Source organism: Mesorhizobium sp. P3_A9 (assembly GCF_056402975.1).
The window spans coordinates 1-20,537 of the sequence record NZ_JBFUGJ010000079.1 but is presented as its reverse complement, the minus strand read 5'-3'; the positions used below and the strand labels follow the sequence as shown (position 1 = coordinate 20,537).

Sequence of the window (20,537 nt, the reverse complement as noted above, 5' to 3'; positions counted from 1 at the left end):
CAGCAAGGCCTGGGCCCGCACCGACTTGACACGATCGGACCAGCCGCGCCCGAATGTTGCCCATGCCGGCAATCGCCTGAGAAACGCCAGCCGTGCATCGCAAAGCTGGTCGATGACGACGCCGGCCGGCCTTGCCCAGGCCGCCGCCAGCGTCGCCGGGCCGATGCGCCCGTCCTGGGAGACGCCCACGCTTGCCTGCAGGTATTTTGCTGCCCTGCCCGGTCCGCTGTTCACCGCGAAATCGAAGACGGCATAGTCGACGCCATCAGGCAGTTCGGCGCCGGCCACAGCGTCCCAATAGAAGCGCCGGTAGACGGTCGCCACCTGGTCATCCCCGATTGTCTTCAGATCGGCCTTGCTGGCGTCAGCCTTCACATAGCGGCGAAAGTTCGCCAGCGTCACGCCCTTCATGGTGGCGCCGCCCGGATCGGCCGGATTGTCCGACCAGCCGCCCTCGGATTTCAAGACAAGCGCAAGCGCCCGCGCGAAGTTGCGGTCCATGGGAGTTCCTTTCGGATGGGGTTGATCCACGTTATTCCGACCATGGGGCAAGGTTCTCACGCTATTGACATCAGAGAATTGGGCCCAAGAATTAACCACTTGGGATACGTCGTTCCCCCAGTGCTTTGATGCCAGTCGGTTCAGGATCGTATCGATGATACCTTTGGCCTCATCATCTCCATCCTTGACAACCCATTCGGTCATTAGGGTCTTCTTCAACCGGAGAATGTCCGCTGGAGACAAGTCGATGACCTTCGCGAATTGCCTGTTTGCGAGCCGCACGGGCTGGCTCGTGCCAACCTCGTTGGTGTCCGGCTCGCCATCCGATGCGCCCGCTGGCGTTTCTGTCTGAGCGGCTCTGATGTTGGCTAGTTGCTTGGCGACGGCAGCACGCTGCTTCGGATCGGGTACGGCTTCAAGCACCTGGCGCTCGGCCTCCTCTGCGTCCGGCGTCACGCTGCTGTCGCTCCAGGTCTTGATCAGGTCCTTGGCCACTGACAGAGGGAGCGGCTGAACATTCTTGATGCCCAATTGCCGCTGAGCGGCAAAAGATTGCGCGACAGCTGCGCCGAAATCCTCTGGCTTGGCGACCTGTTTCCACGCGGCATCCACGCCAGGCAGAACCTGGCGAACATAGGCCGCGGGGTCGACCTGCCTGTCTTGCAAGATCAAGGCGGCCGCGTCATTGATCAAATCGTACCGTGGCTTCTTCTGTTCAAACTGCGCCATTTCCCGGTCGTAGCGAGCCTGTTCCTGCTTATACTGTGCCGGAGCCTTCTTCGGGTTGTACGGATTCCTGGCAGGCATGGCGACGTCAAGCATGGTGTCAATGTCGCTTGCAGGCATGACGCGCATGCTGGCGAGATAGGGGCTGACATCAGCCCGCCATTTAAAGGTCTTGTACTGTTTTCCGCCCTCTTCAGCACCGAAGACGGCGGCGAACTGCTCAGGGCCGGGCACTGAACCGGAATAAGCAGTCCTGCCTGAAATGGCTGCTCGCGTATCCGGGGAAGCGAGTGCAACATTAGCGCTAGCGTTGATCAAACTTTCCGCATTTGCGGCATGCGCGGCCTGGACAAGTCCGTCAACAGTGCCGGGTGAAACGTCGGCAAGCAAAGTGTCGATCGGAAGATTATCCTGAAAGGCCTGCCCTATCCGTTCATTCGGCGCAAGGCGGCGAACGCGGTCACCTCTCGCGGCAAACATGGCCTGCACATCGGAGCTGCTGATCTCCCCTAAACCCGATCCCTCCTCCTCCCTCGCTCGATACGGGCCGGCGAGCCTGACGAGCAGGTCATCAGCGTGGGAATTCGATGAATGCGGCTGCGCGCCGAGCGTCGCGTCCCGCTGGATCGCCGCCTCGCCAAATGGCCCTGTCGCATCTGCATTCATGCCGCCCTGCGGCGAGCGTCGGAATGTGGTTTCGGTGAAAATGGTCATGTGTTCCGCACCGTTGGTTGCGCGTCATCGCGACTGCAGGAAGTCGCAGCAGGAATTGTCGGATTGAGTTTGGGGGACGAAGCTACAGCTGCTCTGCTCTCACCTAAACGCCCCCAGCGGATCACTCTGCCCTGCCGGCCGTCGCGCCGCCTTGAACTCCGCCGGATCGACCACCGCCTCGCGCAGCATCATCACGCCATAGCGTGTCGCCGCCATCAGGTCGTCCCGTAGCTTCACAACCTGGCCGTCCTTGCGATGGAAAAGCCTGAACTCCTCCCACCAATCGCTCAGCGTGGAAAACACCTTGAAGCGGCCGGATTGCATGCGGTCGARCATCTCCATCAGCCCGGCCTCGACCGAGACCGAACCATCGGCGAATTGCGCGTGGCGCGACAGCATGTTCAGCCCGTGCGCCGCATATTGTTTGGCAAGCGCCACGCCGGCGCCTTCCAGCGTCTCGCGGCGGCCGTCGCGCGGCCAGGCGAAGGGCAGCCATTCGCCCCATGGTTTCAGCGTCAGGGTCTGCATCGCCGGCGTCTGCTGCGAGGCCCGCACTGCCTTGGTGACATAGACGACATCGGCCTCCGTATCCCAAGCGAGTTCGACCGCGGCCGACGGATGGTCCCAGCCGAAATCGAGCGCGCCGAGCCTGGGCCAGTAGCGCGGCAGCCGGAACGGCTCGCAGGCAATCAGCGCCTCGGCCACCGGAAAGATGCGGCCCGAGCCCAGCACCGGAATGCCGCGGGCGCGCGCCTCGCGCTCATGCGCGGGATAGGCGGCAACGATCGCCGCACGTTCCTGCGCCGAGTAATGCKCGGCATCGTCGATGGTCATGAAGGTGACGTGACGGGACATTTGAGCTTGCCCTAATTACCCGCCGTGACGAGCTATTGCCATTGATAATACTGTTCATCAATGCGAAGTTGCTGATGACTCGGGGGAGATACATGATCCGCATAGCAATCGTCGTCGCCATTGCCGCCAGTGCATCAGCATGCCAATCGAACGTTCCGTATGATACGAGTAAGAAGACCTGCAAGATGTACGCCACTGCTTCAGGGCTCAAACGCGAAGTTTGTATCCCGGATACACCAAATAAAGTATGCAATGTCTGGTACAATCAGATTACACGGGATGAAAGGATATGGTGTCAGCCGCTTACCCGGAAAGCAACTGATCCGAAGGCCCGCGCCAGGCAGCTTGCGGGCAGCCAATACCCTTGACTCGACTCCATCCACCTTCTTGACCATCAGCTCGACCTGATCGGCCATTGGAACGCCATGGCGGCGGCGCTGCTTGAGCTGGTGTGCAGCGCCCTACGAAGGCCCCTCTCGGACCGCTGCCCACTCATCTTTTCCTTTGCGGTTTTATCCGGTAAGTCTTGCCCCGCATTGGTGACACCGATGCGTTTTGGGCCGGAGCATTCTGCGCGGCCTGTACTCTACGCGGGTGGGAAAGCCACTCTTTGCCATGACAAATCTATTCGACGCGATGCGCCTGTCCGCCGAGGACAGCGAGACCGCTCATCTTTACTTCAGCGAAGGCGGCAAGATCCTGCTGCCGCTCGGCAAATCGACAAATGCCATGACAGGTCCGGAAATACTGCAGCGGCTGCTGTCGTCCTCCGATGACCACGGCGGCGCGCTTGCCAGCGACCTTCTTGGTGAGCTTGGCAAGACGGTGCCGTTGGAAAGCCTTCGTCTCCTGCTCACATCGGCCAGTGCCCGGACGCGAGCGGCGGGCGTGTTTCTGGCCACCTTTCAGAACCAGAACATAAGGTCGATGGTGGGCGAACTGGCCGCGTTGCTGGGGGATGACAGCCCGCGCATACGCTTCGATGCCGTAGAGTGTATCTTGCGATGCAGCACGCGCAACGATGGCGACCATCTGGCGCAAGCCCTGTTTGCTCTTGATGACGAGCATGAGGGCGTGCGCATGGGAGCTGTCCAATTCGTGCGCTTTGCAAAAGACTGGCAGTTGAAGCTTGCGCGCCAGCACGCGGCATTGCTCAGGCCGCAAACGGCGTTCTTGGCGATAGCAGATATTTCCGAGCAATGGCGAGATGTTGCATCAAACATGATCCGCGCGATGCTCGACCATTCCGAGCCGGTGGTGCGGCGTTACGGCCTGGGGCTGGCCAGTCGGGCGAGGTTGGTGGTCGTTGATGCTTTTGTCGAATGGGCGCAGGCGTCCGCCGATCCTGAAATCAGCAAACTGGCAACGGATTGCATCGAGCACAACCAGATATCGCAGCATGCGATATGGCATTCATCATTGCCGGCAATCACCTGAATTGCCGCTGACCGAGCGGTGATGCGGGAGACGGGGTGAGACCTCCCAGAACCAGGGTTCCCCGCCTCTGGCAGGGGCGAGGAACCCAAGTCCTGAGAGGTTACCCCTTACCCATCTTCTCCACCTCCCCCGCCGACAAGAACAACAACACCACATCGCTCATGCCCAGCAGCGGCGTGAACGTGACGATCGTAATCCCGCCGGTCGCGTTGGTGCGGGTCAGGCCTTCGGAATAGATGTCGAGCGGCGGCTCCTCGTCGAACCAGACGCCGTGCAGCGTCTCGCCCTGCCATTTCTCGCGGCCCTTCTCGAAGCTCTTGAACGACAGCACGCTCTCGCCGGCCTGCACGTCGCCGCCGCCGCCATGGCGCACGACGACACTGTCGAGCGCGCCGGGCGCACCGCGCCCCAAAATGGTCTGACGAAGTGCATCGGCCGGGATCATGCCGGTGCCCCAGGCCGCCTGCTGCTGCGGCGGGCCGACCAGCACGCGCTGCGGATTGTCGCGCGTGCCCTCGCCGGTCACGCCGGCCGCCCACAGCCGCACCGGCGTGTCGAAAACCTTGCCTTGCCACCATCGGGGATAGCGGCCGGTCAGATGCATCGCCCATTCGGCACCGCCCGCCCTGGTCTTGCCGAGCTGGTTGCCGGCCATGAACAGCCTTTCGCGGTTGATGGCACCAGCCGCGTGAAATTCAGCCTGGCGCTGATACGGCGTGTAGGCGGCCAGCAGATTGGTGCGGCGCCTGCGGTCAAGCTCCGCCAGCAGCGCCAGATATTCCGTCTTCGCCGCCATCGGCAGGGGCTTCGAGGAACGGCCTGAGGACGGCTTCGAGGCCGCGGATACGGCTACGGATCTCTTCATCGCTCAGGGCATCCAGATGGTTGACGGCGACATCGAATTCCCTAGGCAGGACTGACAGCACGATCTTCAGATACTGGTCCGGCTTGTCGGCCCGCACCTCGGCGATGACGCTGGCGCCATGCGCCCGGAAATCGGCGCGCACGGCAGCCAGGAAATCATCGCCCAGCGTCTTCTTCGTCCGCTTCGGACGAGGTTTTTGCGCAACTGAGGCGCTGCCGGCGGACTTGCGCCTTGCCGGCCTTGCCTTGCGGCGTGCCGGCCCGGGGGCGAGATCATCAGCCATTGTCACGCCCCGGAGCATCGGCAACGCCAACAGAAACCGTTGCCTTCGGCATCGATCCGGCCGACTTCTTCGAACGAACGTTTTTCTTCCTGGCCCTCTTGGCGCGCTTCGGCTTTGCCGCCCCAGCAGGCTTCGCCGCACCGGCCGGCCTTGCCGCGCCGGCCCGCGCTCTGAGCCCCGCCATAGCAAGGGACATCGCGTTTGCGCCGACACCCGGTCGCTCGAAACAAAAGCCACCCGCCGCATCCCGCACCATGCCGATCGATACGCCGGGCGCGACTTGTTCGACACGACCCAGCCGCGCCTGCGGCGCCGCACCCTCGAACGCGCCAATGGCGCTGACGATTTCGCGGCCGTCATTGTCGGTGATGATCGTGGCGTAGCGTTGGGTCATTGGATTCTCGCAAAGGTCGCGCTCTACGGCGCCCCCCTCTGTCCTGCCGGACATCTCCCCCACGAGGGGGGAGATTGGCAGCTTCCGGCGCCTCGCCATTCTTRCAGCGYTGGMGATTGGCGAAAGCSGMRATGACAGCCGATCTCCCCCCTYGTGGGGGAGATGTCCGGCAGGACAGAGAGGGGCGCTGTCCCGCCAGCGTTCAAGATCGGCAGCCGCAGCGCCGTCACCTAAAGGATCGCCAAAAACACAAAACCCGCCTCGGCGGCGGGTCGTTGGCGCAAATCAGCACCATGGACAAATATGTAGCATGGCTGCCCTCACCCGGTCAACGGTCTTCTAAGAAAAAATTCCTATTTCACCGTTTGCCAGCGCTGCAGCGTTCGCCCTCAAGGCACCCCGCTGCCCGCGCGTTGCCTAATGCAGCCATTGATGGGAAGCTGCGCCGGAGGACGGGAGGACGGCCATGAGCAACGTCACCACGCATTACGGCAGCGACGGCATCGTCGAGCGCATACTGGCGGCCATCCCCGATGCCAAAATCGATAGCCTCAGTGCCGCGCAACTCTATCCGTTCGACCAGCTTCACGGCCGCGAACTCATCGCAACGCAGGAACATGCCGCCCGTCTTGCGCCCTCGCCCACCGACCGGATCCTGGATATCGGCAGCGGCATTGGCGGCCCGGCGCGCTTCCTTGCCGCCACCTATGGCTGCGATGTCGACGGCGTCGACCTGACGCCGGCCTTTGTCGAGGCATCCACGCGGCTGACCAAGCTCAGCGGCCTTGGCGACAAGGTTCGCTTTCAACAAGCCGACGCAACGCAATTGCCGTTTGCCGACAACATTTTCGACGCGGCGATCTGCTTCTATGTCGGCATGAACATCGCCGAGAAGGCCACCGTCATCGGACAGGCTTTTCGCGTGCTGAAGTCGGGAGGCAAGCTGATCTGGACCGAAGCGGTGCTGGACGGCGGCGAGCCGTATTACCCATTGCCCTGGGCGATCGCGCCGGCGACCAGCCACCTCGTCGATGAAAGCACCCTGAAGACCCTGTTCGCCGACGCCGGCTTCCAGATCGACGAAATCATCGACGAGACCGGCGAGCATGTCGAACTGGCGCTGAAAAGAGCCAGCTCCGGCATCCTGCCGTCACCCGCGCAGCAGCAGGCCAATGAAATCGTGCTGGGCGCCGAATTCGTGCAGCGGCGCAAGAACTACATTCGCAGCCTGAGCGATGGCAAGCTGGCATCGCTCGCAGTCGTCGCATCGAAGATTGGCTGATCGGGCTCGCTGCAAGTCAGCGCCAACAAAAAACCCGCCTCGGCGGCGGGTCATCGGCGCAAATCAGCACCATAGACAAAATCATAGCACAACTGCCCTCACCGGACAACCGGATCGGCATCAGCCGGCCACCTTCACCCCGCATTGGCTAGCCGGCTTTTCATAAACCGGCAGCTGTGGGATCATCAGCTCAAGCTCATGGAATGATTCGCGTCGCACCGCTTTGTCGGAGAGGACGATGGACAGACCAGCCATGGCATCCGTGTTCAGGATGCGGCATGCTCCAGCCTCGGTTTCCGGTGTGCGCAGCACCGGTCAGGGCCAGGCCGACCCTATGGTCCGCGTGAACTCGCTCGGCGACGCGATCCGCTTCGTCGCCAGTGCCTTTCCCCACTACGACATCAGCGCCGTCGCCATCACCTGCGGCGATCCGTCGATCCCGCGCCTCGACAGCCTGGACGTCAAGGCGCTGTGGCGCGAATATGGCGAGCGGCTGACGCAGGAATAGACGCCTCGCCGCTTTACGTGGATCTCTCGAGGCAGGCCAGGCAATCGGGGCCCTTTTGCCGTGACATGAGAGTTTGGTCTATAATCAGCCATCGAGATCGGAGGGCGTCGGGGTGGGAGATCAAAAAGGGCGCGAACAGCGGTCGCCGCCAGCCGACAAGCAACTCTCCTATGAACTCGACGGCAGGGACGGCCACGGCGAGAACAACAAGTCGAAGCGCAAGGCCATCCCGCTGTTCAAGGCAAGGTCCAATCGCCAGGGCCGCCATGGCGCCAGGATCGCAATTGCCGGCATGACAGGCGATGAGCGCGACATGGACGAAGCGAAACTGCGGGCAGCGGACTTCAAGGCATCGACGCCATGGAAGACCAAATCGCCGGACATTCCGCTTGGTGATCATCTGAAGCGGAAGCGCTAGCCAATGCCGGCTTCGGGCGGGTTGGCATGACCGTCCCCGGCGCCTTCACCATCATCACAATCATGCTGGTCCTGGTCGGTGTGCTGCCGATCTGGCCGTGGTCGCGCGGCTGGGCCTGGCGGCCGGCCGGGATAGTGGCGGCGATCCTGCTGGTGCTGCTGGTCCTGCTGTTCGCCAACAGGATCTGAGCCGAGCCAATTCCGTCGCCCCATCCCTCCATTGCGGATCGGAAACGCCGCTGGCGCGTTTCACCTTTGGTCAACTGAGGGAAAACGCCATGAAYGTCGCCAATCTGCAACTCGAAGGCCTGCTGATGGCCGTCGCATCGATCAACCACGTCCTGGTTCGAAAGGGGGTGCTGACAGCGCAGGAGATCGACATCGCGCTGCGCAAGGCAGAGGCCGGGGAAACCGGTGAGGAGCGATCCGGCGGCATGTCGGCATCGAGCCGCGACGCCGTCAATTTCCCGATCCGGCTGCTGGAACTCGCCAACCAATGCCAGCCCGAGGCCGACATGCCCTCATTTTCTAAACTGGCCCGCATGGTCGGCCAGATGAAGGAACCCTACAACGACCAGGTCTGAGACCGGGACTGGGTTTTCGCGCCTTTGACGCCGGCATGCCCGCGGCTCGCCTTGTCGCGTCTATCCATTTTCATGCGCCTTCGCCTATAACAGCCGGATGCCAGGGCCATCCCACCTCCCCCGCAATCGCCTGGACGCGCTGGTCGACGGCATCCTCGCCATCACCATGACGCTGCTCGTCTTCGGGCTTCGGCTGCCCGACGATATCCATGGCGATCTGTTCGGCGCGCTCGGCGATCTCAGGCCGAAGATCGTCTCCTGGGTGGTCTCCTTCCTCATCCTGGCGCTATGCTGGCAGCGCCATGTCATCGACTTCCGCCAGGTCGGGCATGTCGACGCGCGGCTGTTCCGGCTGGTCGTGCTCTGGCTGTTGGTGACCAGCGTTGTGCCGTTCACCACGACACTGATCGGCGAGCATGACGAGCTCCTGCAATCGCACATCGTCTACGCCGTCAACATCACCGCCATCCAGCTTGCGGCCGTGCTGCGCGACCTGCACCTGAAGGCGCACCCGGAGCTGTTCGTCGACGGCAAGGCCGAGGGCCACGAGGTCGGCTGGCGGCCGGCCCTGATCATCGGCCTCAGCGCGCTGGCGAGCGTTGGCATAGCCTTCTGGCGGCCGACCGACGCATCGCTCGCCTATCTGCTGATCTGGCCACTGACGCTGCTCGCCAACCGGCTGCGGCAGCGATAGGGCATGCAGCCCGACACTCAGCTCCAGCGCCTGATCGACGACTGCTATGCGGCATTCGCATCCTATCCACGGCCGCAAGTTCTGCACGCCTCGCCGTTGCGCGATCCCGTCACGCTCATCAAGACATTGAGTTCCGCCCCTTTGCGGGCGCTGACCGGCGAGCAGATCGGCCCCTATGCCGGCTACGCCATGACGACCGTCGGCGACGTTAACGACTACAAGCATTTCCTGCCGCGCATTCTTGAGCTGGCTGTCCATGAGCCGCAGTGGATGGGCACCGAACCACCGATCATCGCGCAGCGTTTGAAGAGAGGTAAATGGCTGGATTGGCCGGCGCATGAGCAAGCTGCAATCCGGGCGCTGTTTGCCGGCGCATGGTTGCGGGTCCTTCAGGAAAATCCCGATGAGGAGGAAGCAGATAACTGGATCTGCGGCATCGCCTGTCTCGATCTCGATCTGGCGGCAATGCTGGAACAATGGCTTGCCGCATCATCGATTAATGCCGCGCTGCAGCTGGCCCACTTTGTGCTGTCCGAGGCGACGTTCATATTCAAGAACGACGCCACCCAGCGCGCCTACTGGAGCTATGTCGACGAAGCAAAAATCCACCAGATGCGGCGCTGGTTGCTCGGCCCGCCGGTGCATCAGCTGCTGCTGACGGCACGAGGCCGTACCCCGCCATCCCATCTGGGGTTGATCGACAGGGCCGTTGAGGCACTGGCCTCCTTCAGCCCGGCCAGGCTGCATTAGCCGCATGACTCGGACCTCCTCGCCCTCGCCGAGCATGTCCCGATCGTGGTCGAGGTAGAAATTCCCTGCAAGTCAAACCATTGGCCCAACATTATTCGCGACGTGATGTATCGAACGTCTTGCCGATGTCACCGAGTTTTGCTTGGTTGCTGCTGATTGCTGCCTGGTGATTTCTTGGGGGGACACATGAGATTTGAACCGCGCTTTGGCGCCTTGTTGCTTGGCGCCGTCATGCTCGCCGGCTGCACAACCGTCAGCGAGGGCGAGTTCAACAACGCCCAGACAGTCCTCAGTGGCAGCCCGGCGATCAAGGCCAAAGTCACCAGGGAATGCATTGCCGACCAGGCGACACTACCGCTGGCCGAGAGAAAAACCCTCGCTGAAGTCGCCAATGTCAGCCTGGAACGCTTGCCGGCAACGTTCTGCAATCGCCTTTGGAATGCCGTCGCCAGAGGACGCATAACCTATGCCGACTACCGCAATCTTTCGTCGCCATCGGCTGACAGCAGCAAGGTGATCAAAGTCCTGCAGGGCCGCTAGCCGGCCTTCGGCCCGGCCTGGCTACGAAGGCCGCCTGGCTCGGGCCTGACGCTCTCGCTACGCCCTGCCCGGCCAGCCCAAATTCAGCGCCAGCACCCTGCCCGGCCCGTGCACGGCGGCGAACAGCAGGCCGGCCATGAAGGAAAAATGGTCGACGAAGAAGCCGAACTCGGCCTGGTTGGCGGCCCAGTGGCTGGGGCCGTGGAAAGAGAACCCGAGGAACAGCACATAGGCGGCGGCGACCAAGGCCGCCTGGGTGAAGAAGGCGCCGCTCAGGAAACACAGCACCAGCGCCACCTCCAGGATCGCCGCGCACCAGGCGAGCAAGAGCGGGAAGGGAAAGCCGGCGGCGGCGATGAAGCTTGCGGTGGCGCCCATGCCCATGAATTTGAAGGTCACCGCCATCAGGAAGACGGCGGCAAAGATCAGGCGGGCAACGAGAAGGGCCGCGGTCTGCCACGGCGATTGAGTGAGGTCCGGCATGCTGTCTCTCCAGGGTTTGCGATGGCTTTCGACCCAAGGACGAGCGACCCCGTGCAGTTCCGACACCGGCCCCGAGATTTTTTGCCGCAAGCGCTGCCGCACCTGATATCGGCACCGGTCTGGAGATCGCGGACAGGACGTTGTCGCCGGGGCTCGAACCTTGCCGCGTCTGATCCTGAAGGCTATTCCTCGCAGCTTGATCAGTTTGTGAGGAGAGCCAGCGGATGGCGACAGTCCGGTATCTCGTCAGCGATGTCGAGTTGGCGATAGCATTTTACACCAGGCATCTGGATTTCCTACTGCAGCAGCAGTTCGGTCCGGCGATGGCCATCCTGAAGCGCGACGACCTGACGTTCTGGCTTGCAGGTCCGATGGCGTCGGCGGCAAGACCGATGCCGGATGGCCGCACGCCCGAGCCAGGCGGCTGGAACCGCATCGTGCTCGAGGTGCAGGACCTGCCGGCGCTCGCCGCCCGGATGCGCGACGCCGGCGTGCCGTTCCGCAACGAGATTGTCGACGGCCCGGGCGGTCGCCAGATCCTTTGCGAGGACCCGTCCGGCAACGTCGTCGAGCTTTTTGAACCAAAAGCATGATCCCTCCCGAAGTCCGTTCGGGATCATGGCTTGGCTCTTCGCTGCCTCACTGCGGGCTCAGTTCGCCATTGGCGCCGGCGTGCTGAGTTCGAGGAACGGCACCGTCGAGCCGGGGATCATCGACTTCGGCAATTGCCCGTCCCATTTCTCGGCCTTGGTCAGTTCGACCAGCAGCGGATTGTTGGCGAGCGCCGCGGCGCGCGCCTTGATCGCTTCGGCCGTCGCCTCGCCTTCGATCTTGGTCTTGTAGGCGCTGGCCTCGGCTTCAGCCTTGACGCTGTCGGCGCGGCCCTTGGCCTGGGTGACCGCGATGTCGGCCTTGATCTTTTCCTGCTGCAGGTTCTGTTCCTGCTTCTGCACTTCGACCTGCGCCGTCATCCGCGCCTCGACCGCCTGTTCATAGGCATCGGAAAAGTCGATGTTCTCGACCTGGACGCTGTCGACAATGACCGGACCGTCGGTCACCGCCGAAATGGCGTCGGCGACATCCTTGTTGAATTTGGCCCGGTTCTGGATCACCGACACCGCGTCATACTGGCCAAACACCGTCTTGATTTCCTGCGGCGCCTTGCGGGCGATGACGCGATCGGCCAGCGCCTCGATCGACCCGTAATTGGTGTAGACGTTGGAGACCTCCGCCGCCGGCACGTGGAAATTGACGGTGACGCGCATGTCGGCCGGCTGCTGGTCGCGCGAATAGGCCTGCATGGCCGGCAGATTGCCGCAATCGCTCTGGTTCTCGCAGCCCCATTTCAGCACCTGCTGGCGCAGGCTGATCTTCTCGACCCGCTGCAACCAGGGCAGTTTGAAATGCAGGCCGGGATCGACGACCGAACTCAACGCGCCATTGGTCAACAGCACGCCGCGGTCGCCCTGGTCGATCGTGTACCAGGACCCCATGACGGCCCCGATCAGCGCCAGCACGATGGCCAGCGCGACGATGCCGGTGCCGATCGAGCGCGAGCCGACGGCACCGTGCTGTAGGGCACGGTTCGAATTGCCTTGCGTGTCAGTCATTGCCAACCCCCGTTGTCATTGCCCGATTCCAGGATTGCCCGGAATCATGGCGGCAAGATTGCCATGATGTGGAGTGCCCCGGCCTTCCGCGCCAGTGAAATCGGATTATTTCGGTTTGCCTGCTGATGGTATGATCGTTCCCGCCCACGGGGAGGGAATCAAGCATGGCCAAGGCCTTGACCATTGGCGCGCCGCAGCATCCGGCACTGAGCACCGCCTATGAACAAGAATGCCGGGAGATGCTGGTCCCCCATCTCGACGCGCTGCTCGACAAGGTCGAGGCCGCCGGCTGGGATCGCGGCCAGGCCGCCTCGGCCCTCATGTATCTCGCCGCAAAACGGCTGAAGCCGGCCTGAGGCAAAGGGGCAGCCGGCGCATCTGACCTGCCGTGCGCCCGCGTTCACGAACAATTAATGATCATGAAACTTGTTCGTAACCGGCAACGTGGTACTTTTAAGCCGGGGCTAATGCACTGGCATGTCCGGTGCAGCGATTTGGGCGGGTTGAGTTTTGGGCGCGAGCGTAAGGTTTGGGACGAAGTCCTATCTGGTTCAGTCACCGGTTCTGGAATGTAACGGCTGCGGCGGCACCGGGCAGGTTTTCCAATGCCCGCGCTGGACAAGCTCCAACGGCCTTTGCTGCCCCGCCGGCACGCATCACCGCGGCTGTCCTGGCGCCAGCGCGCCTTGCGCCGATTGCGGCGCCACCGACCAGCACGGCGCCGACCCGGCCCAGCCATCGGCCTGAATCGGCTGCTTGCCATTCAGGCCTTGTCCGGCCCGTCCGCCGCCTGCGGTGGAACCGGCAGCACAAATCTCTGTTATGTCTGACCGCGACATCCCATATACCGGTGTCCGCGCGACCGTGCGGCTGACAGAAAGTGAGGCACGATATGCCCGACGACAAATCGAAGATAAAACAGGACCGCAAGCTGGTTTCGAGCGAGGAGACCTATGAGGTCGCCGCCTTCGCGCGCAAATACGGCATCCCGCAGAGCGAGGCCCAGACCATCATCAAGCGCTACGGCCCTTCGCGCAAGAAGCTCGACAACCACATGGCCGCGCGCGGCTAATGCATGTCGCCCAAAAGTGACCTCGGTTTTGGGGGGGACGACATGCATAAAAACAAAGACCTAAAGCGCGTTGCATGAATCCGCCTCGACGCGACGCGCTTTAGAAGGTGGCGGCGGCGAGCCGCAACCATTTCGCCAGCATGGGCGTTGAAGATGCTGCGTCACCCGGCTTGGCGCCTCTGTACCGCCCGGCCCGCAGCGTGCCAGACTGACGAAAGCCTGACTGAGGGAGGCCGCAACCATGTCCGACACCATACGCAGGACCGGCAGTTGCCTGTGCGGCGGCGTGCATTTCGTCGTCACCGGCCAGCCGACGCGGGTTGGTCTTTGCCATTGCAAGGACTGCCGCAAGGCGGGCGGCTCGGTCTATTCGGCCTTCGCCATCTGGCCCCGCGACGTCTTCACGACATCGGGCGAAGTCGCCAGCTACGGCACGCGCAGCTTCTGCCCGACCTGCGGCAGCCGCGTCGCGTGGGTCAGCGACACCGAGGTCGAGGTGATGCTCGGCAGCCTCGACGTCGCACCGACCGACCTCGAGCCGCAATACGAATTGTGGATCACCCGCCGTGAGACCTGGCTGCATGCCTTGCCCGGCACCGACCAGTTCGAGCATGACCGGCCCGATAAAGGGAAAACGTCGGAAGCTGCCGATCAGCCGGCGCCGAGACCTCTGTCGAACGCCGTCGCGCACGACTGAAAATTCATCTTTCTGGCCTGGAACCCTCCCCTGCCGGCGGCGTTATCCGGCGCCCCTTGTGAGTGCCGTTGATTCAAACGGCCTTTCGGGGCGACATGCCACGGAGCCTTCAGTTGAACGACAAGTTGTTTCCCCGACCGATCCGCCTGAAATTCGCCCCCGAGCGCGAGCGCGTGGTGCGCAGCGCCTGGGAGGGCCTGGAATGCCTCGGCGACTGGCCTGCCGGCCAGGGCCGGCAATACCGGGCAGCGCTGCGCAGCTGCCGCGACGCGCTCGACGGCTGGACACCGCCGGAAAAGGCGATGCGGGCGATGATCGACGCTGCGCGCGAAGCCCACATCCTCCAATAGCGAGAAAGACAATGGCCGATGTGATGCTGTCGACGCCGATACGGGTCAAGCCGCATGGCGCGGACACGATCCGCGAGGTGGCGACGCTTCAGGACGCCAGTGAAATCCTGATCGACTGGCCGCATGCCAGCCGAGGTCCTTTCTACCAGGCGGCGCGCGAGAAGATCGAGGCGGCGCTGGAGGACAAGGACGGCGCGGCGCAGGCGCAGGAGGCCTTCACGGCGCTGTGCGATCACGCCGGCGTGCTGGTTCGCTGAAGCCCATCCCAAGAGATAGTCGTTTCCGCAAATGATCGCGTTTTGGGTCGTCACCCAACAAAAAGCAGGCGAAATCCTCGCCTGCTTTTTATGCTGAGCCGCTGCCTGCTATTTCGTCGGCAGATCGCCGTTCACAATCGGACGGGAAGTATCGAAGCCGAAACCCTTCGGCGCCATAAACATCAAGACGATGACGATGGCGATAGAGGCAAGAAACGTGGCAGTGCTGGCAATATCTCTCACGGTCCCATCCTTTTACAAATTCAATTCGTAAAAGAAACGTTTCGCGCCATACGAGGTTCCGTTATCAGGCGATAATGCCGCGTAATGCCATTTACTGCTTCGGCGGCTGCGTTGGCACTTCGCCCGGCTTGATCACCGGCGTCTTGCCTTCGTCGGGCGCCGGCGCGGCCATGCCTTGGTCGCCGGTGGCCGGCGGCTTCAGCACGCCGCCGCAATCGTTGAGCTTTTCGGTCAGATTGCCGCTGCCGGACTGCTGCTTGCCACCTTGATCCGTCTCTATCCGGCATTTGTCGGCCTGCTGCGCCGGGTTCTGCTGCGTCTGGGCCACTGCCGGTGCGGCCAAGGCCAGCATCAGCGACGCAATAGTGAGAGCTTTCATCTCGGCCTCCTCTTGCTTGCACGGCCGCCCGGGCGGCCTTCCCTTCGCAGGGACAACGCCCGACTGCGCAAAAGGTTGGCTGGATCTAGCCGCGCGGGCGTTTGGCGGGCGCCGAAGCGGCTTTCTTCTCTCCCCCAAGGCCGGCACGCGGTTGGAGCCGATGCAGAAGCCCGGCGACGACCAGCACGATCAGCGTGGCAAACCCGGCCACCTGCCACAGGCCGAGGCCACAGGCGACGCCGATCGCGCCGGCAAGCCACATGCCGGCCCCTGTCGTCAGCCCATGAACTTCTCCGCGCGAAAACAGGATCGAGCCGGCGGCGAGGAAAGCGACGCCGGCGGTGACCGCCTCGACCACGCGGATCGGGTCGACCTTGACAGACTCCTGCGCGAACATCGGCGCATGGACGATCTCGATGGTCAGGATGCCGAAAGTGGCGGCGGCGACACAGACGAGAATATGCGTGCGCAGCCCGGCGGGGCGATTGCGCCATTCGCGCTCGAAGCCGATCACCGCGCCGTAAAGCGTCGCCAGCAGCAGCCGCGCCGCGATGACAGGGAATGAGGTGTAGGTGGGATGGCCGAATTCCTCGACGAGTTGTTCCATGATTTTCCTCTGAATATCAGAAGCCCACAACGTGAACGACGTGCGGGAGTTCCGTCCAATAGGGACGGCTGAAAGCTCTCGGATTCAGCGCCGGGTCGAACTCCCGGCTGCGTCTCCGTTCCGGGTCGATGGTCGCTCCGACCAGGTCGTCGAGCGAAATGCCGAGCTTGTCCAGCGCAAGCTTCTGTCAGTCAGATTTCTCTGCGTCGTCCTGGGACGGGACATCTGGCGGATCGGTCCTTTGCGGGCAATCCTCATAGCGGTGGTCGCGGCTGCCGCAGAAGGAACAGCACATGGCTTCGCGGCCTTCGTTTCCAGGCCACCATTGCGGTGTTTCGTAAGGTTTCCTGCTGTCCATGCCCAGCAATGCGCGACGCGTGATTTGGTTGCGCGGCGGCCCGCCGCGTCTGACCACGCGCATTCGACGCCCTGTCATGGAACCAGCGGTCAGGTGCCGGGTTTTGCAGGGCAATGCATGTCTTCTGGGAGCAGTTCCAGAAAAAGTGAATCGGTTTCCTCGGGAAAAACGCGTAGCGCTTCCCGGGGAATTGCGCCAAGACAACAAGACAGGGAGAATATGTGATGTCTGCTCGCCTTATCCTGTCGGTGACCTTGGGCACCGTGCTTGCGGCGACCGGGTTGGCCGAGGCGCGGCCCGACAGCCGCAGCATGAGCTGCGGCGAGATCCGGGCCATGATCCAGAGCCGTCGCGCCGTGGTGCTGACCACCGGCCCGAACACCTATGACCGCTATGTCCGGCAGTTCGGCAATGAATGCGACTGGCCTGAAATTCCGATGTCGGCCTATATCCCGGCGCGCGACGGGCACTGCCCGGTTTACCGCTGCAACGACCCGGGAATAGACTTCCCGGATTGACGGCCCGGCGTCCATTGAATTGAAAGCCCGCGCTCTCGGCCAGAGGGGCGCGGGCCGATCGGAGGCCCGATCTTCGGCAGGAGATGGAGGGCACCACCTGCCGCCAGGCAAAAACTTTTAGAGACGGCTAATGTTCCATCAAGCTGGTGGCCCAACACGATAATGTTGCGATTACATTAGCCTCCGTGCATATTATAAGTGCCGGGGGGCTCTCCATTTCCCGGCATGGCCCGGCTGCTATCTCCCCGAAGGAATGCGCAGCCGGGCCGCCTGGCCGTGGAAAGCCTTCCGCGTTCACACCCTATCAGCCCAAATTCAGTCTGCTATTGATCCTCCACGGAGCGGCCCTATGTCGTGCCGATCAACTCCGTTCTCAACTGGAGGAAGGCAGGACCAAGGTCTTGTGCCCTTGCTTTCTAAGGTCCGGCGTTACCGCTTTGGTTCCGGTAACATTCGTTGGACGTTCCGGTACTTTAGTCAATGCGCACATAGGGTTGTGACGCTGCGTCACCTCCATATTCGAGCCAAGAAACGCTGCGAAGCGTCGTCCGACAATTTCCCGAATTGACGGCACGCCGTGCCGGCTCCATAACCGTCCCCACTTCTCCCGCTTCGTCTAATGGTAGGACAGCGCCCTTTGAAGGCGTGAATCGTGGTTCGAGCCCATGAGCGGGAACCAGACAAAACCTCACCATTGGTTTTTTGTCGTCCCGGCCGTCGAGCGGCGGTCAGGAGTCTTGTCTCCGTTTGGATGGGTGCCGGCGCCTCTCGTACGTCTCGCGGTGGCTGATCGACGTGTCGGGGCTCTGGCGACGCTTCCTTGTCGGGACGACGGACAGGTGTCTTCTTCGGGTCGGGTCGCAGTGGGTCTTTGATCCTGTTTGGCATATCCATTTCCTCCCATCCTCAGAAACCGGCCCGCTCCTCTCTTGTTCCCGTCGGCCATTTAAGAGGGCCCGCCCCTGAAGCCAGCCGGCAGTCAGCCCGGTGCAACAAACATCGGCATAGCGCGTTGAAGCTTGTCCGAATGGAGCTTCAAAAATGGATCTGGCAACTTCCGCGGTGATGGTTCTGCTCTCTTGCAACCCTGGCGCCCCATCCGTCTGCAAGCCGGCTGAGATGGCTCCCACTAGTTTTGCATCGCTTGACGAATGCCATCTGGCATTGGCTGACAGGCTCGCGGCCGCCCCTGACGGGGAAATGGTCGGGCGGTGCCGTTCGGTCGACCCGGCCGCAACAGGTTCACTGCCTGCCGGCTACAGGACGGTTGTCGTCACACGGGGCAAAGGGGCGGATGCCGTGAGCAGCCGGTATATCGTCCTGCACAAAGACTGAAGCCCGCCACAGGCCCGCCGAGAAAACCCCAACGAAATCTCAGCGAGCCAGCCGCCCCGGTACAAGGGACAAAAGGGCGGCCAATTGATTTACGAGTCCGTCGTCCACAAAGTTGCCGGAAATCGTCATGCCGCCTCGAGGGCAAAGCTCGGCTTCCGCGATCACACCATAGGCTAAGGCGGTCATGTGGTTCACAGTACAACCACAAGCGGTCGATTCCTCAGGGATGTAGCCACTTAGAAAGCCCGCCGCAGGTCGCTCCTGTGGCGGGCTTTTCCTATGGGGACCAAGGTCCCAGCGCCCTCGGGCAAAGGTCCGACGTAACCGCTTTGGTTCCGGTATCGTCCATTGGACGTTCCGTTATTTTATCCAATTGCAATATAGGGTGATCAGGCTTTGCGGCAGAGACCCGCCGCCCCATTCACGGCGGCGGCGGGCGCCCCTAGGGATCGCGGGACTTGCCGGGGCGTTGGAACCCCCGCCGCAAAAGTAACTCTCAGCGCCGCCCGATGTTCCGGCGCTCATCCTTGGCGGACGCCTTCAACGCGTCTTTGGCTTCGGCGTGATCTCATTGACCCGCACCTTGTCGCCAATCTCTTTCGCCATCGCCAAGGCCTTGGTTTTGTCCTTCGTGGTCAACACCGTACGCCAGCTGGGCTTTTCAAAGACGCTCACGACGTAGGTTGTGGCCTGCTTTTCAGTCATCGACGGCCCTCCTCCTTCGTCTGCATGCTTCAAATATATTAGCATGTTCGCATATAATTGTCAGCCATCCGCCCAGGCCGGCCAGGCACGGCCAACTCCTTGCCCAACCAGCTCTTTGTGCGCGGCCGCCGCCCCTTTGCGCGAACTTTGAAGGCGTCAAGCGTGGTCGAGCCTATGAGCAGGGAGCAGCCCTCCCGCAGGCGTCCCCGGCGCCTTGAACCGGTCTTCCTGAAACCATTTCATCGACCCTGCGTTGACCAACGGGGCATGGCCAGCACAGGAGATATTCATGACCGTCAATTGCCGCATATCCATCGACAACCGGCCGGACGCCACCGACGCCATTTTCCAGGCGGTGCCGCGGATTGGCGAAAGCGTTTCGCTGACGGTCGACGGCAGCCCTCAGGATCTGCGGGTCTCACGTGTCGTGCATGTCCCCGGCGGCACGTCGGAAAACGCCGCCATCATCGTCGAGGTGACGACCAACATCCTCTGAGGCATCTGGGGAAAGTGTCTGATAAAAGTGGTTCGGCGTTCCCCGGTGAACCGCTCTAAATGCCGAAACCCAGCGCGGCGCCGTCATCGGGTTCGACGCCAGCTTGCGGCACGATGATCGATGCCAGCGGCGCGCTGAGGCGCCAGCTGAGATGGCCGGGCGAGCGCTCCAGTTCGGCCGAGCCGCCCAGCGACTGCGGCGCCACGCGCTGCAGGACGACGGTGCCGAACCCCTTGCGCGCGCTGTCGTCGCGGCTTTCGCCGGCGCGCGGCGTGGATGTCTCGGTCCAGAGCAGCTGAAACTCACGCCCGCCCGGAACGCCTGAGCCCTGGGCACTTGCGGCACCAGAGCCCAGACTACCCGAGTCTTGGGCGCCGGACTCGATTGTCCAGGTGATCTCGACCCGGCCGTCTTCGCTGCCCAGCGCGCCATATTTGGACGAGTTGGTGCCAAGCTCATGGAAAGCCATGCCGAGATTCTGGACCGCATTCGACTGCAGCGTCAGAACTGGGCCGGCGAGGAGGATCTGCTCCTCGCGGCCGAACGGCTTCAAATGCTCCTGGATCAGGTCGAACAGGCTGGCGCCGGCCCACTCCGAGGTGACAAGCAGATCGTGCGAACGCGACAGCGCCATGATGCGGGCACGGATCAGTTCCTCGAATTCGCGCGGATCGCTCGAGCGCTTGCTCGTTTCCCTGACCATCGAGAGGATGACCGCGAACTGGTTCTTGACGCGATGGTTGACCTCCCGCATCAAGAGCCTGATGCGGCGCTCGCTTTCCTTGGCGGCGGAAATATCGCGGGCGATTTTCGAGGCCCCGACGATCTCGCCAAGGGCGTTCTTGATCGGCGAAACCGTCAGCGAGACGGAAATAAG

29 protein-coding genes and 1 tRNA gene are annotated in these 20,537 nt (G+C 62.6%); 18 read left to right on the top strand and 12 right to left on the bottom strand.

Annotation, left to right across the window (positions count from 1 at the left end):
• Together AC1DX0_RS13845 and AC1DX0_RS13840 are read right to left on the bottom strand one after the other, a co-directional pair.
• Positions 1 to 501: glycoside hydrolase family 108 protein (locus AC1DX0_RS13845; protein WP_477355732.1), on the bottom strand; the 501-nt coding region annotated here is incomplete at its 3' end.
• 1,539 nt (positions 502 to 2,040) lie between these two features.
• On the bottom strand, positions 2,041 to 2,796 hold the full coding sequence (locus AC1DX0_RS13840; RefSeq protein WP_477355729.1) for a phage terminase large subunit family protein: 756 nt from the start codon (positions 2,794 to 2,796) through the stop codon (positions 2,041 to 2,043).
• Between the two features lie 615 nt (positions 2,797 to 3,411).
• Here AC1DX0_RS13840 and AC1DX0_RS13835 point away from each other — a divergent pair.
• A complete protein-coding gene (locus tag AC1DX0_RS13835) occupies positions 3,412 to 4,233 on the top strand; it encodes a HEAT repeat domain-containing protein (protein WP_477224352.1) in 822 nt (273 codons plus the stop codon).
• Between the two features lie 100 nt (positions 4,234 to 4,333).
• Here the strand turns inward: AC1DX0_RS13835 and AC1DX0_RS13830 are convergent, their stop codons facing one another.
• From AC1DX0_RS13830 to AC1DX0_RS13820, 3 genes are read right to left on the bottom strand one after another with little or no spacing between them, the layout of a single operon-like run.
• Positions 4,334 to 5,029, bottom strand: coding sequence for a terminase large subunit domain-containing protein (locus AC1DX0_RS13830; RefSeq protein WP_477224351.1), 696 nt, complete (start codon positions 5,027 to 5,029; stop codon positions 4,334 to 4,336).
• Entirely contained in the window at positions 4,986 to 5,381 is a 396-nt protein-coding gene (locus tag AC1DX0_RS13825) for a hypothetical protein (protein ID WP_477224350.1), read from the bottom strand. The genes AC1DX0_RS13830 and AC1DX0_RS13825 overlap by 44 nt, the downstream gene beginning before the upstream one ends.
• Positions 5,374 to 5,775 (bottom strand): hypothetical protein, encoded by a 402-nt coding sequence (locus AC1DX0_RS13820; protein WP_477224349.1) that lies wholly within the window; start codon positions 5,773 to 5,775, stop codon positions 5,374 to 5,376. The genes AC1DX0_RS13825 and AC1DX0_RS13820 overlap by 8 nt, the downstream gene beginning before the upstream one ends.
• Before the next feature lie 466 nt (positions 5,776 to 6,241).
• Between AC1DX0_RS13820 and AC1DX0_RS13815 the strand changes: the two genes are divergently transcribed.
• The 8 genes from AC1DX0_RS13815 (at position 6,242) to AC1DX0_RS13780 (ending at position 10,550) form a co-directional block, all read left to right on the top strand.
• The gene (locus AC1DX0_RS13815) at positions 6,242 to 7,057 is read left to right on the top strand and encodes a class I SAM-dependent methyltransferase (RefSeq protein ID WP_477224348.1); all 816 of its coding nucleotides are present in this window, start codon (positions 6,242 to 6,244) and stop codon (positions 7,055 to 7,057) included.
• 238 nt (positions 7,058 to 7,295) lie between these two features.
• Positions 7,296 to 7,565: a hypothetical protein gene (locus AC1DX0_RS13810; RefSeq protein ID WP_477224347.1), complete on the top strand. Its 270-nt coding sequence runs from the start codon at positions 7,296 to 7,298 to the stop codon at positions 7,563 to 7,565.
• 112 nt (positions 7,566 to 7,677) lie between these two features.
• Entirely contained in the window at positions 7,678 to 7,983 is a 306-nt protein-coding gene (locus tag AC1DX0_RS13805) for a hypothetical protein (RefSeq protein WP_477224346.1), read from the top strand.
• A 26-nt stretch (positions 7,984 to 8,009) separates the two neighbouring features.
• Positions 8,010 to 8,171 (top strand): DUF3309 family protein, encoded by a 162-nt coding sequence (locus tag AC1DX0_RS13800; RefSeq protein ID WP_477224345.1) that lies wholly within the window; start codon positions 8,010 to 8,012, stop codon positions 8,169 to 8,171.
• 89 nt (positions 8,172 to 8,260) lie between these two features.
• Positions 8,261 to 8,566 (top strand): hypothetical protein, encoded by a 306-nt coding sequence (locus AC1DX0_RS13795; RefSeq protein WP_477224344.1) that lies wholly within the window; start codon positions 8,261 to 8,263, stop codon positions 8,564 to 8,566.
• Positions 8,567 to 8,663: 97 nt separating this feature from the next.
• Positions 8,664 to 9,260: a TMEM175 family protein gene (locus AC1DX0_RS13790; RefSeq protein WP_477224343.1), complete on the top strand. Its 597-nt coding sequence runs from the start codon at positions 8,664 to 8,666 to the stop codon at positions 9,258 to 9,260.
• A gap of 3 nt (positions 9,261 to 9,263) precedes the next feature.
• A complete protein-coding gene (locus tag AC1DX0_RS13785; RefSeq protein ID WP_477224342.1) occupies positions 9,264 to 10,010 on the top strand; it encodes a hypothetical protein in 747 nt (248 codons plus the stop codon).
• Between the two features lie 186 nt (positions 10,011 to 10,196).
• A complete protein-coding gene (locus AC1DX0_RS13780) occupies positions 10,197 to 10,550 on the top strand; it encodes a hypothetical protein (protein ID WP_477224341.1) in 354 nt (117 codons plus the stop codon).
• Positions 10,551 to 10,607: 57 nt separating this feature from the next.
• Here the strand turns inward: AC1DX0_RS13780 and AC1DX0_RS13775 are convergent, their stop codons facing one another.
• Positions 10,608 to 11,033 carry a DoxX family protein gene (locus AC1DX0_RS13775; RefSeq protein ID WP_477224340.1) on the bottom strand — a complete coding sequence of 142 codons (426 nt, stop codon included), beginning with the start codon at positions 11,031 to 11,033 and terminating at the stop codon, positions 10,608 to 10,610.
• 224 nt (positions 11,034 to 11,257) lie between these two features.
• On the opposite strand from AC1DX0_RS13775, the gene AC1DX0_RS13770 reads away from it, so the two are divergent.
• Entirely contained in the window at positions 11,258 to 11,626 is a 369-nt protein-coding gene (locus AC1DX0_RS13770) for a VOC family protein (protein WP_477224339.1), read from the top strand.
• A 57-nt stretch (positions 11,627 to 11,683) separates the two neighbouring features.
• On the opposite strand, the gene AC1DX0_RS13765 is transcribed toward AC1DX0_RS13770, so the two are convergent.
• Complete coding sequence (locus AC1DX0_RS13765) at positions 11,684 to 12,643, bottom strand: prohibitin family protein (protein ID WP_477224338.1); 960 nt, start codon at positions 12,641 to 12,643, stop codon at positions 11,684 to 11,686.
• Between the two features lie 164 nt (positions 12,644 to 12,807).
• Between AC1DX0_RS13765 and AC1DX0_RS13760 the strand changes: the two genes are divergently transcribed.
• The 5 genes from AC1DX0_RS13760 to AC1DX0_RS13740 all read left to right on the top strand — a co-directional run bounded on the left by AC1DX0_RS13760 (position 12,808) and on the right by AC1DX0_RS13740 (position 15,019).
• Entirely contained in the window at positions 12,808 to 12,999 is a 192-nt protein-coding gene (locus AC1DX0_RS13760; protein WP_477224337.1) for a hypothetical protein, read from the top strand.
• A 536-nt stretch (positions 13,000 to 13,535) separates the two neighbouring features.
• A complete protein-coding gene (locus tag AC1DX0_RS13755) occupies positions 13,536 to 13,715 on the top strand; it encodes a DUF3606 domain-containing protein (RefSeq protein WP_027052489.1) in 180 nt (59 codons plus the stop codon).
• 241 nt (positions 13,716 to 13,956) lie between these two features.
• Positions 13,957 to 14,412, top strand: coding sequence for a GFA family protein (locus AC1DX0_RS13750; RefSeq protein WP_477224336.1), 456 nt, complete (start codon positions 13,957 to 13,959; stop codon positions 14,410 to 14,412).
• Between the two features lie 113 nt (positions 14,413 to 14,525).
• Positions 14,526 to 14,762, top strand: a complete 237-nt coding sequence (locus tag AC1DX0_RS13745) for a DUF982 domain-containing protein (protein WP_477224335.1) — start codon at positions 14,526 to 14,528, stop codon at positions 14,760 to 14,762.
• A gap of 11 nt (positions 14,763 to 14,773) precedes the next feature.
• The gene (locus AC1DX0_RS13740) at positions 14,774 to 15,019 is read left to right on the top strand and encodes a DUF982 domain-containing protein (protein ID WP_477224334.1); all 246 of its coding nucleotides are present in this window, start codon (positions 14,774 to 14,776) and stop codon (positions 15,017 to 15,019) included.
• Positions 15,020 to 15,127: 108 nt separating this feature from the next.
• Here the strand turns inward: AC1DX0_RS13740 and AC1DX0_RS13735 are convergent, their stop codons facing one another.
• From AC1DX0_RS13735 to AC1DX0_RS13725, 3 genes are all read right to left on the bottom strand, one after another.
• Entirely contained in the window at positions 15,128 to 15,262 is a 135-nt protein-coding gene (locus tag AC1DX0_RS13735; protein WP_477224333.1) for a hypothetical protein, read from the bottom strand.
• 91 nt (positions 15,263 to 15,353) lie between these two features.
• The gene (locus tag AC1DX0_RS13730; RefSeq protein ID WP_477224332.1) at positions 15,354 to 15,641 is read right to left on the bottom strand and encodes a hypothetical protein; all 288 of its coding nucleotides are present in this window, start codon (positions 15,639 to 15,641) and stop codon (positions 15,354 to 15,356) included.
• An 85-nt stretch (positions 15,642 to 15,726) separates the two neighbouring features.
• Complete coding sequence (locus AC1DX0_RS13725) at positions 15,727 to 16,248, bottom strand: MgtC/SapB family protein (protein WP_477224331.1); 522 nt, start codon at positions 16,246 to 16,248, stop codon at positions 15,727 to 15,729.
• Positions 16,249 to 16,830: 582 nt separating this feature from the next.
• Between AC1DX0_RS13725 and AC1DX0_RS13720 the strand changes: the two genes are divergently transcribed.
• Positions 16,831 to 17,124, top strand: coding sequence for a hypothetical protein (locus tag AC1DX0_RS13720; protein WP_477224330.1), 294 nt, complete (start codon positions 16,831 to 16,833; stop codon positions 17,122 to 17,124).
• A 605-nt stretch (positions 17,125 to 17,729) separates the two neighbouring features.
• Positions 17,730 to 17,803, top strand: a tRNA-Gln gene (locus tag AC1DX0_RS13715).
• 1,196 nt (positions 17,804 to 18,999) lie between these two features.
• Here AC1DX0_RS13715 and AC1DX0_RS13710 read toward each other — a convergent pair.
• Positions 19,000 to 19,164, bottom strand: a complete 165-nt coding sequence (locus AC1DX0_RS13710; RefSeq protein WP_477224329.1) for a hypothetical protein — start codon at positions 19,162 to 19,164, stop codon at positions 19,000 to 19,002.
• A gap of 289 nt (positions 19,165 to 19,453) precedes the next feature.
• Between AC1DX0_RS13710 and AC1DX0_RS13705 the strand changes: the two genes are divergently transcribed.
• Entirely contained in the window at positions 19,454 to 19,660 is a 207-nt protein-coding gene (locus AC1DX0_RS13705; RefSeq protein WP_477224328.1) for a hypothetical protein, read from the top strand.
• A gap of 55 nt (positions 19,661 to 19,715) precedes the next feature.
• On the opposite strand, the gene AC1DX0_RS13700 is transcribed toward AC1DX0_RS13705, so the two are convergent.
• A partial coding sequence (locus tag AC1DX0_RS13700; RefSeq protein WP_477355726.1) for a sensor histidine kinase occupies positions 19,716 to 20,537 on the bottom strand: 822 nt, incomplete at its 5' end.